The sequence below is a fragment of the Acidimicrobiales bacterium genome (genome assembly GCA_033344915.1).
Classification (GTDB): domain Bacteria; phylum Actinomycetota; class Acidimicrobiia; order Acidimicrobiales; family Aldehydirespiratoraceae; genus JAJRXC01.
This window is the reverse complement of the sequence record JAWPML010000001.1, coordinates 2,569,241-2,581,076: the sequence shown is the minus strand read 5'-3', so window position 1 is coordinate 2,581,076 and position 11,836 is coordinate 2,569,241. Positions and strand designations below refer to the sequence as shown.

Below are 11,836 nucleotides of genomic sequence, written 5' to 3'. Positions count from 1 at the left end.
TTCAGCCGGAGGTGATGGGCGCGCCGATCAGGTCGACCATGTTGTCGCAGTAGAACGCCTGGCGAACCGCTTCCGGTCGATCGCCGAGGCTGCGTTCGAACCGGCCGTAGGGATCCCGACCACCCTCCACGTGGGGGTAGTCCGAGGAGAACAGGCAGACGTCGGGTCCGAGCTGGTCGGTGATCCAGCCCACGTCCTCGGTCGGGTACGGCGTCGCCCGCACCTGGCGCTGGAGGTACTCGGTCGGTCGCAGCGACAGATCCTGGAGCCTCTCCTCGTGACGATGGAACGCGTCGAACGCCGACTCCATGCGCTTGGCGAAGCTGGGCAGCCACACGGCCCCCTGTTCGATGACCCCGATCCTCAGGGCCGGGAATCGCTCGAGCACGCCGTCGAAGATCAGCGTCGCCAGCGTCTGCATCGGCGGATGGGCGATGCCCATGTAGTCGACGGAGCGGAAGTTCTCCTCGCCGCCGTGGAAGTCCGGCGGGATCGGGAGCCCGTTGTTGAAATAGGCCGGATCGAGCAGCTCACCGGTGCCCCCGACGTGGAAGACCACGGGAACCTGCGCCTCTTCGGCCTGGACCCACACGCGGTCGAGCTCGCGGTGTGACGGCGAGTGGTCCGGCGGGCAGCCGGATGCGACGAGCAGGGCGCCGGCGCCGGCGGCGATCGACTCGCGGGCGATCTCCTCGGCGATCGCGAAGTCGAACAACGGCACGTAGCAGGTGGAGAGGAGACGTTCGTCCACCGAGCAGAACTCGAGCATCCCGCGGTTGTGGGCGCGGGCCGCGCCCGCCGCGAGCTCGGCGTCGCCGGCGTGTTCCCAGTCCCGCAGGCGCGAGTTGTGGAACGTGTTGAACATGAGCTGCGACGACACGCCCATGTAGTCGAGGACGCGGGGCCGGTCCTCGGCGACGAACGAGCCGGTCGCCGCGAAGTTCTTGCGGAGCATCACCTGTGCCGCTTCGTCGGCGCGGTAGTCGTCCGAGGCGTGGCGCTCGAAGAGTCGACGAAAGGCCTGGTCGAGGTCGGCCAACTGCTCGTCGTTGTCGCCGGTCTGGCGCAGTTCGTTGGCGTAGCCCGGGATCTCGATGCGGTCCCGGATGCCCGGGTCGGCGTGCTCGCGGAGCCAATGGGGCAGTTCCATGATGTGCGCGTCCGCGTCGTGGACGACTCGTCCTTCGATGTAGGTCACCGTTCCAGCCTCGCGCGCGGAGCCGCTACGGTCCCATCCATGCGACCGATGTCCGACGCCGAGGTGATCGAGTTCATGACGACCGGCTCGCGCACCGGCAAGCTCGCGCTGGTGCGCAAGGACGGCCGGCCCGTCGTCACACCGATCTGGTTCGACGCCGACCCGGCGACCGGTGACCTCGTGTTCATGACCGGTGCGGCGACGCTCAAGGCGAACTGCATCCGCCGCGACCCCCGCGTCTCGATCTGTGTCGACGTGATGGAGTTCCCGTTCGACTTCGCCCGGGTCGACGGCACTGCGGCGATCACGACCCACGCCGAGGACCCGGACGCCCTGCGCCACTGGGCCACGGAGACCTGTCGGCGCTATGTCGGTGACGAGCGGGCCGAGGAGTACGGCCGACGCAACGGCGGTGCCGACGAAGTGCTCGTGCGGGTCACGCCCACCCTGCGCCGCGGGGCGTTCGGCATCAGCGACTGACGTTCAGTCCGCGGCGAGGTGCTCCGCGATGCTCGCGGCCGTCTCCATCACGAGAATGCCGAGGTCGTGGGTGCGCTCCGGATCCGGGAACCGGTACGCCGGTCCGTGGATGTGCACCGCCGACTCGACGGTGCCGTCGGACTCGATGACCGGCGCCGCGATCGAGTTGATGCCCTCCGCGAACTCCTCGTAGCCCCACGCGTAGCCGAGGCTGCGGATCTGTTCGAGCCGCTCGCGGATCTGGTCCGGGTCGGTGACGGTCCAGCTGGTCGTTCGGATGAGGTCGGAGCGCAGCAGCGCGTCGAGCTTCGCGTCGGGCCAGTACGCCATGACCACGAGGCCGGAGGGCACGGTGTGGATGGGGCAGCTTTCGCCCGTCCAGTCCCGCACCTGCACCTCGCCCTCGGCATCGGCGTGGTCCAGGTAGTACATGTCGCGACCGTCGGGCACCGAGATGCCGGCGGTCTCGCCCGAGCGCTCCATGAGGTCGAGAAGGTGGGGACGGGCTGTCGCGACGAGGTTGCGGCCCGGCTGCGTTGCCCCGGCGATGTCGACGAGTCCCTCGCCGAGCCGGTAGACGCCGCCCATCTCGTCCTGGGTGACGGCGCGTTCGGTCTCGAGCGCGCTCAGCAGACGCGCGACGGTCGACTTCGGGAGGTCGACTCTGTCGGCGAGTTCGGTGACACCGGCCGGCCCCACGGCGAGGGCCCGCAGCAGGGCGAAGGCTCGCTCGATCGACTGGACGGACATGATGACCACCGTAGGCCGTCACCGGGACTGTTCCACAATGCGGAACAGATCACGCGGGTCCCGCCGTCACCGCGCCGCGATGATCTCCTCGGTGACCCGGTCGACGATCGAGTCGATCGCGACGCGCGTGGTGTCGCCGGTCGCTCGGGGGGTGAACTCGACCTCGCCGTCCGCGAGCGCCTTGGGACCGATCGTGATCCTGTAGGGGATGCCGATCAGTTCGGCATCGGCGAACTTCACGCCGGCTCGGGCGTCGCGGTCGTCGAGCAGGGCATCGATGCCGCGGTCCCGCAGGTCGGCGTAGAGCTGCTCGCCCGCGGTGACCGACGCGTCGTCCTTGACACTCACGATGGTGACGACCGCCTCATAGGGCGCGATCGACACGGGCCAGTTCAGTCCGTTGTCGTCGTGGAAGGTCTCGGCCGCGGCGGCCATGTTGCGGCCGATGCCGATGCCGTAGCTGCCCATCACGAGCGCTCGCTTCGTGCCATCCGGATCGAGGACGTGGGCGCCCAGTGCATCCGAGTACTTCGTGCCGAGCTTGAAGATGTGGCCTGCTTCGATACAACGGACGATCTCGAGTGCGGCGCCACAGTTGATGCAGGGCTCGCCGGCCTGCACCTCGCGGAGATCGGCGAACTCGTCGACCGCGATGTCGCGCTCGACGTCCACGCCGGTCCAGTGCCAGTCGTCCTCGTTCGCACCGGTGGTGAGACCGGTGCGTCCCTCGAGTGCGGGATCGGCGATGATCCGCAGACCGTCGACCTGCACCGCTCCCAACGAGCCGGGACTCGCGCCGAGATGTTCGACGGCTTCCTCGGGGGTGGCCGGACGGATGTCGATCGCGCCGGTGTGATCCTGCAGCTTCTGGACGTTGAGCTGATGGTCGCCCCGCACGAGCGCGAGGGTGACCGCGCCGTCGAGCACCATGACCATCGTCTTGATCTGCTGGTCGGCCGGCGCCCCGCCCTCGATCTGCTCGAGCGCGGCGATCGTCCGCACGCCCGGCGTGGGGAAGCGGGTGAGCTCGGGAAGGTCGCGGTCTTCGATGGGAGGGAGCGCGGCGGTGGCTCGTTCGACGTTCGCGGCGTAGTCGCACGACGGACAGCGGACCACGTCGTCCTCGCCGGCGGGCGAGGGAACCATGAACTCGGTCGAACCGGACCCGCCCATCGCGCCGGATGACGCCTCGACGGGCATCGCCGGCAGCCGGAGACGTTCGAAGATGCGGACGTAGGCGTCGTGGTGGAGCCGGAAGCTGGCGTCGAGTCCGGCCTCGTCGATGTCGAAGGAGTAGGAGTCCTTCATCGCGAATTCCCGGACTCGCAGCAGCCCGCTCTTCGGGCGGGGTTCGTCGCGGAACTTCCACTGGATCTGATACCAGATCTGGGGCAGCGACTTGTAGGAGGCGATCTCGAGCGCGAGGTCGGTGAAGACCTCCTCGTGGGTCATGCCGAGGGCGTTCTCGGCCCCCTTGCGATCGATGACGCGGAACATCTCGTCGCCCATCACGTCCCACCGACCGGACTTCTTCCACAACGACGCGGGGTGCATGCCGGGCAGGAGGAACTCCTGAGCGCCGATCCCGTTCATCTCGTCGCGCACGATCGCCGCGACCTTCTCGTGGACCTTCAGGCCGAGCGGCAGCAGCGAATAGTGGCCCGCGTGGAGCTGGCGGATGAAGCCTCCCTGGACCAGCAGCTTGTGGCTCGCGGCCTCGGCGTCGGCCGGTGCGTCGCGCAACGTGGGGATGTGGAGTTTCGACCAGCGCATGGCCAGCAACCGTACCGGTTGGACTCTTCGGAACCGGGCGAGTTGCGAGCGTCGGTCGAAAGCCCGCGCCTCGCTTCAGCTGATGACGCCGTCCCACACGATGCGCGAGCCCTCGTGCCCGGCCCGCACGATCCAGACGGCCGCGCCGATCGCGAGCGCCGCCGCCGTCATCATCACGCCCTGCGCGACCCGCTCACCCGTTTCGCTCGCGGTCATTCGTTGGACGAGTACCACGACGAGCGACGCGACGAAGAACGCGAGCGCCAGCCAGACCCCTGTCTCGGCGAGTGACTGGTGTTCCTCGGCGAGGGGCCCGATGCGCGACGAGAGCTCCTCGTTCAACTCCTCACCCGATCGTGCCGCCAGCACCGCTCCCACGGCGGCCACGAAGGCGGCGATCGCCAACGAGACGGCGTAGCGGCGCTGCCAGGTCCGCCGACAGGCGATCACGACGGCGGCGATCGCGTTGATCGGCACGAGCACGAGTGGCAGATGGATGAAGAACGGATGCGCCGGAAGGTCGAACAGGGATCGCATCGAGGTCAGCCGATGCTGATCGGCAACGTCTGGCCGTTGGCCGCATGACTGTTCGGACCGAAGTTCACATTGCAGAAGAGCAGGTAGTCGCCCGGCTCGAGGTCGAACTCGATCGTCGCCGAGGTGCCGGCGTCGAGCGTGTCGCTCTTCCCGAGGATCCCCTCGGCGAGCGTCTCGTCGATCGCGCCGTTGTCGAGCTTGGGCAGTTCCTCGTAGGTGGCTGCTGCGACGATCCCGAATTCGTGGGGGAACTCACCCTCGTTCGTCAGTGTGAACGTGTTGGTGCCCGCCACGATCTCGCCGTCGAGCACGATGCTGAACTCGCTGAGCCCGACCGCGATCTCGCCGCCCGGCGTGTCCGCCGGCTCGTCCGTCGGCGTGCTGGTCTCGTCATCGGGCGCCGCGGTCGTCGTCGTCGTTGTCGTGGTCGTCGTGGTGGTTGTGGTGGTCGTGGTGGTCGGATCCTCGGTCCCGTCGCCGCTCCCGTCGTCGCCGCAGGCGGCGAGGAGAAGCGCGGTGATCGCGACGGTGGTGATGAGACGGTGCACGGCGGGGGTTCTCCAGCTCGTTGGACGGTGAGCGACAAGCCTGGCACACGAGCGCGCGTCCGGAGCTGCAGCGTCGGGGGCGGTACCGTGCACGGGCATGGACCGGCGATGGGTGTTCCTCGCGGTGGCGTCCGCGGTCGCGGTGTTCGCAGTGCTCGTCACGGTGGATACGCCGTCGGAGAGCCGACGCCAGGAGATGGCGACGCCGAGAGGCGACGAGGCGTTCGAGATCGATCTCGACGGCGCGTTCGTCGACGACGGCGCCGTCACCCGGGCATGGGCGGTCGATCCGTACGGGTTGCTCGGCGACGACGTGACGGATCGGGGGAACGTCCTCGAGATCCAGCGGGGCGTCGGCGGGTACGACGCGCTCGCCCTCTACACCGTCTTCCCGAACTGTCCGTGGGCGCCGGAGGTGCGCATCGGCATCGACGGCGACCGGATGGATGTCGACCTGCGGAGCTTCGGCGGCTGCGACGCGGATTCGATCCGCGTCACGCGAGCGGTCGCGCTGGAATTCGCCCCCGGGGTGGATCCGGCCACCATGACCATCGCCCACCGGGATCCGTGAGACTCGTGCCTCGCCGTTGAGCCATGCGGTACCGTCCCGGCATGCAGCACGCTGACGCGAGCGCGTCCACCGCGGCGGGTACCCGCCGACGTCGCAAGGGCCGCACCTACGGGCGGCCGCTGGACCGGTTGACCACTCCGCTCGTGCGTGAGGACGGCCGGCTGCGAACGGCCACCTGGGACGAGGCGCTCACCCGCGCCGCCGAGGGATTCGCTCGGATCCGCGACGAGCACGGCGGCGAGGCATTCGGCATGTTCAGCTGCTCGAAGGGCACGAACGAGATGAACTACGCCGCCCAGAAGTTCATCCGCACCGCCATGGGGTCGAACAACATCGACTCCTGCAATCGAACTTGACACGCGCCTTCCGTCGTCGGTCTGGCGACAGTGTTCGGAGCGGGCGGCGGCACCTGTTCCTACGAGGAGATCGAAGAGGCCGACGTCGTCCTGCTGTGGGGATCGAACGCCCGTGAGGCCCACCCGATCTTCTTCCACCATCTCCTGAAGGGACTCGACCACGGCGCCCGGATGTTCGCCGTGGACCCGCGCCGGAGCAGCTCCGCGAAGTTCGCCGACGTGTGGCTCGGTCTCGACGTCGGCTCCGACATCGCCATGGCGAACGCGGTCGGACGCGAGATCATCGCCGCCGGGCTCCACGACGAACGGTTCATCGCCCACGCCACGCAGGGGTTCGCGGCGTACAAGGCCCACGTCGAGCCGTACACGCTGGACGAGGCGGAGCGCCTCACGGGCGTGCCCGCGGCGGCGATCCGCGACATGGCCCATGCCTACGCCACCGCGGAGAAGGCCCAGATCCTGTGGACGCTCGGCATCACCGAGCACCACAACGCGGTCGAGAACGTGCTGTCGTTGTGCAACCTCGCCCTCCTCACCGGCCACATCGGTCGCTGGGGGAGCGGCCTCGTCCCGCTGCGGGGACAGAACAACGTGCAGGGCGGGGGCGACATGGGGGCGCTGCCGGACAAGTTCCCCGGCTTCCAGGACGTCGGCGACCCGGCGACCCAGGCGACGTTCGAAGCGGCCTACGGGAAGGCGCTGCCGGATCGACCGGGCCTGCACCTCACGTTGATGTTCGAGGCGATGGAGGCGGGGGCGATCAAGGGCGTCTACGTCATCGGCGAGAATCCGGCGGACAGCGAGGCCGATGTCGAACATGCCCGCGCCCTGTTGTCCGGGCTCGACCTGCTCGTCGTGCAGGACATCTTCCTGACCCGCACCGCGGAGCTGGCCGACGTGGTCCTGCCGGCTTCGGTGGGGTGGGCGGAGGGCGAGGGCACGGTCACGTCGTCCGAGCGGCGCGTGCAGCGAGTGCGGGCCGCGGTCGCGCCACCCGGGGAGTGCCGCCACGATCACGAGATCCTCGGCGACCTCGCGACACGGCTCGGCGTCGACTGGGGCAGCCCGTCGCCGGAGGACCTGTGGGACGAACTCCGTTCGCTGTCGCCGCTCCACGCGGGCATGGCCTACGAGCGCCTCGAGTCCGAGGGCGGTCTCCAGTGGCCCTGCCCCGATCTCGACCACCCGGGCTCGCCCTTCCTGCACGGCTGGCTCTGGGAGCAGGACCTCGGCGGGCGGGGGCCGGCGCCGTTCAGCATCACCAACTTCGAGGGCCCGAAGGAGCAGCTGACCGCCGAGTATCCGTTGCGGCTCACCACCGGGCGAGCGCTCGACAGCTACAACACCGGCGTGCAGTCCAACGCCTACGCGTCGCCGATCCGTTACGGCGACGAGATCGACGTCAACCCGGCCGATGCCGTGCGGCTCGGGATCGCGGACGGCGAGCGGGTGCGCGTCACCTCGCCTCGCGGGTCGGTGGAGATGCACGCGCGGGTGCAGGTCGATCTCCCCGAGGGCCTGACCTTCACCACGTTCCACTTCCCCGAGTTGGTCGACATCAACACCCTCACCAACGACGAGTGGGACCCCAGGTCCGGCACCGCGGAGTTCAAGGCCGCGTCGATCCGGATCGACAGGCTGGCGGCGACGACCGATGGCTGACCTGTTCATCGGTCCGGACCTCGCCGACGACGTCGAGATCGCCGCCGTCACCGCGGCGATCGGCGACGACCCCGCTGTGGTGCACGAGACCGAACGGCTCGTGATCGGCGGTGGCACCCGCCGCCGCGAACGGCGCCACCTGCTGCTGCCCGCGCTCCATGCGCTGCAGAACGCGAAGGGATGGATCTCACCCGGCGGCCTCAACCACGTGTGTGACGTGCTCCAGGTGCCGCCGGCCGAGGCGTACGGCGTGGCCACGTTCTACGAGATGTTCCGGGTCGACGACCCCGGCCACACCGATGCCGTCGTGCACGTGTGCGTCGATGCCGCCTGTCAGATCGCGTCCAACGAGGTGCTGATCGCCGAGCTCGAGTCGGCGGGTCGCCCGGTCCACCGTTCGCCGTGCCTGGGGCAATGCGAGCGAGCTCCCGCCCGGTTCGTCCAGAGTGTCGGTGGTCCTGATGTGGTGCCCGCGGACGAGGTCGCCTCCGATCGGCGGGTCCCCCAGCAGGGCGACACCGGGCTCCGGTTGCTCGCGAACGTCGGTGTGGTCGACCCCACCTCACTCGACTCGTACCGCGAGCACGGCGGATTCGGGGCGCTGGCCCGGGCGCTCGAGCTCGGACCGGCCGCGGTGTGCGACGCCATCGCAGACGCCGGGCTCTCCGGTCGCGGCGGCGCCGCGTTCCCGACCGGCGTGAAGTGGAAGGCGGTCGCGGCCGAGCACGGGCGTCCGAAGCACGTCGTCGCCAACTGCGACGAGAGCGAGCCGGGCACGTTCAAGGACCGGGTGGTGATGGAGAACGACCCGTTCGCGGTCGTCGAGTCGCTCACCCTGGCCGGGTTCGCCACCGGCGCGGAGAACGGGTGGATCTACATCCGCGGCGAGTATCCGTTGGCCACCGCCCGCCTCCGCAACGCCGTGGACCAGTGCCGCTCGGCCGGCCTCCTCGGCGCCGATGCCGCCGGAGCGGGCCAGGCCTTCGACATCGAGATCCGCCGCGGCGCCGGCGCCTACATCTGTGGCGAGGAGACGGCCCTGTTCGCGTCGCTCGAGGGGTTCCGGGGCGAACCGCGCAGCAAACCACCGTTCCCCACCACCCACGGTCTCTTCGGGGAGCCGACCGCGATCAACAACCCCGAGACCCTCCTCAACGCCCTCGACATCGTTCTCCACGGCGCGGCCGCCTACCGCACACGGGGCACGGAGCGCTCACCCGGGACCAAGCTGCTGTGCCTGTCCGGTCGGGTGGCGCGGCCGGGCGTCTACGAGGTCGAGTTCGGCACGACGCTCGGCGAGGTGCTCGACCTCGCCGGCGGCCTGACCGGCAGCGGCACCCTCGCCGCGGTGCTGCTGGGTGGCGCCGCCGGCTCGTTCGTGGGTCCGGATGCGTTGGACATGCCACTCACTCTCGAGCACACCCGCGAGCGGGGCACCACGCTCGGCTCGGGTGTCGTGATGGCGTTCACCGACGAGATCGACATGACGGCGGTCTGTGTCCGCATCGCCGAGTTCTTCCGCAACGAGAGCTGCGGCCAGTGCGTGCCGTGCCGGGTCGGCACGGTGCGTCAGCACGAGACGATGGTGCAGCTGCAACGGACCGGCTCGCTCACCGCCGACCGTCGCGCCCTGGTCGGCGACGTCGCCCGGGTGATGGAGGACGCGTCGATCTGCGGCCTCGGCCACACCGCCGCGTCGGCGATCGACTCCGCCATCGAGCTCGGCCTGATCGAAGGCCTGTCGTGACCGGGTCGGAGGTGCATGTGTCCCTGACGATCGACGGCCGGGCCGTTGACGTCCCCGCGGGGACGTCGATCCACAAGGCCTGCGAGTCCGCCGGGATCGACACGCCCACGCTGTGCTGGGCCGAGAACCTCACGCCGGTCAACGTCTGTCGCGTGTGTGTCGTCGAGGTCGAGGGCTCGCGGGCCCTCGTGCCGGCATGTGCGCGGGCCGCCGAGGAGGGCATGGTCGTCGAGACCGACTCCGAGCGGGTGCGCCACAGCCGGCGGATGGTGCTCGAGTTCCTCGGCAGCGGCGTCGACCTGAGTCAGGCGGAGGACCTCGGCCGATGGATCGACCACTACGGCGCCGAGCCGGACCGCTACGACCAACCCGCGCTGCCCGCGGCTCGGATCGACGAGGACCCCAAAGTCCAGGACGACCTCTACATCCGTGACTACGACAAGTGCGTGCTCTGCTACAAGTGCGTCGAGGCGTGCGGCGACGACGCCCAGCACACCTTCGCCATCGCCGTCGCCGGCCGTGGATTCGACGCCCGGATCAGCACGGAGTTCGACGTCACCCTGCCCGACTCGGCCTGCGTCTACTGCGGCAACTGCATCGGGGTCTGCCCGACCGGCGCGATCCAGTTCAAGACCGAGTTCGACATGCGCAACGCGGGGGACTGGCGTCCCGACGAGCAGGAGGTCACCACGACCGTGTGCTCGTTCTGTGGCGTCGGCTGCAATCTCGAGCTGCACACCCAGGACGACCGGATCGTCAAGGTCACCTCACCCGCCGATCACGCCGTCACCCACGGCCACCTCTGCATCAAGGGCCGCTTCGGCTGGACCTACGTCCAACCCCCCACCCGCCCCTGAACACCGACCCCTTTGTGACCACAGATCGCTCAGAAAGGCGATCTCTGGTCACAAAGGGGTCGTTTCCGGGCCAGACTCACGACCCTTTCCTGACCAGAGATTCCTCTTGTGAGCGCCTTCTTGTGAGCCCCTTCTATGGTCACGAAGGGGTCAGCTGTGGGGGGAGATCATGGGAGCTCACCGAGACGGAGGCGGAGCTCGGGCAACTCGTCCGGGTCGAGGTTGGCGAAGCTGAAGCGGATCATCCCTTCGTCCGTCGGCGTGAACGCGATGCCGGGGATGGTGAGCACGCTGTGGTCCACGAGCAGCTGCTTCACCACGTCGACGGTCGGGCGGTCCCGATGGTGGGCGACCCACCCGAAGTAGGCGCCGGCGCCGACGAGCTCGAAGCCGCCCGGTCGCGCGGCCATCATCGCCTCGAACGCCCGCTGGAGCCCGAGGATGCGATCGGCCTGGGCCGCACGCCAGTCCCCGCACTCGCGGAGCCCGGTCTCGACGGCGAGCTGCCCGAGCGACGGCGCACAAATCGTGACGCAGTCGAGGATCTTCAGCGCCTCCACGCGGAGCCGTTCGCCCGCCACGATCGCGCCGACGCGATACCCCGGGATGGCGAGGTCCTTCGAGAAGCTGTGGAGCGACACGACCGTGTCGCGCCAGGCCGGCCGGTCGAACAAGCGATGGGCCGGCTCGTCCGTGCCGCGGTACGACCGGTACGTCTCGTCGAGCACCAGCGCGACGTCGCGCTCGGCGCAGAGATCCGCGATGTCCGAGATCCGCTCCGGCGGCGTGATCGCCCCGCTCGGGTTCCCGGGCGTGACGATCGTGACGGCGCGGGTGCGGTCGTCCATGACGGCCGCGATCTCGTCGACCGTGGGGACGAGATCCGCGGCCGGATGCACGTAGCGGGGCTCGATGCCCTCCACCCGCAGCCACATGTCGTGGTTGAAGTAGAACGGTACGACGAGCACGACATTGTCGCCGGGCCCGGCAACGGCGTTGATCACGGCGCAGAACGCCTGGTTGCAGCCGGCAGTGATGACGACGTCGTCGGCCGCGACCGCGGCGGCATACGTCTGGGAGAGGTCCTCGGCGACGGCCGCACGCACGGACGCGATGCCGGGCTGGAGTGTGTAGCGCGACGCCTCGGGTTCGCTACCGGCCGCCCGGATCCGGGCCGCGATCTCGGGCGGCGGCGCGAAGGACGGTGCCGCCTGCGAGAGGTTGAGGAGGGGCCGGGAGTCGCGCCGATCGGCGAGCAGGCCGGTGGCCGCGCCGATCGGCGAATGGATCAACTGGGTCGTCCTGGCCGCGAACTGCATCGTCGGATCTTTCCATCTCGCACCCGTCCCGCGCCCTC

At 69.4% G+C, this 11,836-nt stretch carries 11 protein-coding genes; 5 read left to right on the top strand and 6 right to left on the bottom strand.

Annotation, left to right across the window (positions count from 1 at the left end; genetic code table 11):
• Position 1 precedes the first annotated feature (1 nt).
• On the bottom strand, positions 2-1,198 hold the full coding sequence (locus tag R8F63_12555) for an amidohydrolase family protein (GenBank protein ID MDW3219433.1): 1,197 nt from the start codon (positions 1,196-1,198) through the stop codon (positions 2-4).
• Between the two features lie 39 nt (positions 1,199-1,237).
• Here R8F63_12555 and R8F63_12550 point away from each other — a divergent pair, with 39 nt between their 5' ends.
• Complete coding sequence (locus tag R8F63_12550) at positions 1,238-1,678, top strand: PPOX class F420-dependent oxidoreductase (GenBank protein ID MDW3219432.1); 441 nt, start codon at positions 1,238-1,240, stop codon at positions 1,676-1,678.
• A 3-nt stretch (positions 1,679-1,681) separates the two neighbouring features.
• Here the strand turns inward: R8F63_12550 and R8F63_12545 are convergent, their stop codons facing one another.
• The 4 genes from R8F63_12545 to R8F63_12530 form a co-directional block, all read right to left on the bottom strand.
• Positions 1,682-2,428: an IclR family transcriptional regulator gene (locus R8F63_12545; protein MDW3219431.1), complete on the bottom strand. Its 747-nt coding sequence runs from the start codon at positions 2,426-2,428 to the stop codon at positions 1,682-1,684.
• A gap of 66 nt (positions 2,429-2,494) precedes the next feature.
• Positions 2,495-4,201 (bottom strand): proline--tRNA ligase, encoded by a 1,707-nt coding sequence (locus R8F63_12540; GenBank protein MDW3219430.1) that lies wholly within the window; start codon positions 4,199-4,201, stop codon positions 2,495-2,497.
• A 75-nt stretch (positions 4,202-4,276) separates the two neighbouring features.
• Positions 4,277-4,738: a DUF2231 domain-containing protein gene (locus R8F63_12535; GenBank protein ID MDW3219429.1), complete on the bottom strand. Its 462-nt coding sequence runs from the start codon at positions 4,736-4,738 to the stop codon at positions 4,277-4,279.
• Positions 4,739-4,743: 5 nt separating this feature from the next.
• Positions 4,744-5,286: a hypothetical protein gene (locus R8F63_12530; protein MDW3219428.1), complete on the bottom strand. Its 543-nt coding sequence runs from the start codon at positions 5,284-5,286 to the stop codon at positions 4,744-4,746.
• Positions 5,287-5,383: 97 nt separating this feature from the next.
• Between R8F63_12530 and R8F63_12525 the strand changes: the two genes are divergently transcribed.
• The 4 genes from R8F63_12525 to R8F63_12510 all read left to right on the top strand — a co-directional run bounded on the left by R8F63_12525 (position 5,384) and on the right by R8F63_12510 (position 10,479).
• Positions 5,384-5,857, top strand: a complete 474-nt coding sequence (locus tag R8F63_12525) for a hypothetical protein (protein MDW3219427.1) — start codon at positions 5,384-5,386, stop codon at positions 5,855-5,857.
• A 119-nt stretch (positions 5,858-5,976) separates the two neighbouring features.
• Positions 5,977-7,875, top strand: coding sequence for a molybdopterin-dependent oxidoreductase (locus tag R8F63_12520; protein ID MDW3219426.1), 1,899 nt, complete (start codon positions 5,977-5,979; stop codon positions 7,873-7,875).
• A complete protein-coding gene (locus tag R8F63_12515; GenBank protein MDW3219425.1) occupies positions 7,868-9,622 on the top strand; it encodes an NAD(P)H-dependent oxidoreductase subunit E in 1,755 nt (584 codons plus the stop codon). The genes R8F63_12520 and R8F63_12515 overlap by 8 nt, the downstream gene beginning before the upstream one ends.
• A gap of 17 nt (positions 9,623-9,639) precedes the next feature.
• Entirely contained in the window at positions 9,640-10,479 is an 840-nt protein-coding gene (locus R8F63_12510) for a 2Fe-2S iron-sulfur cluster-binding protein (protein MDW3219424.1), read from the top strand.
• A gap of 167 nt (positions 10,480-10,646) precedes the next feature.
• Here R8F63_12510 and R8F63_12505 read toward each other — a convergent pair whose 3' ends face one another.
• The gene (locus R8F63_12505; protein MDW3219423.1) at positions 10,647-11,798 is read right to left on the bottom strand and encodes an aminotransferase; all 1,152 of its coding nucleotides are present in this window, start codon (positions 11,796-11,798) and stop codon (positions 10,647-10,649) included.
• Positions 11,799-11,836 lie beyond the last annotated feature (38 nt).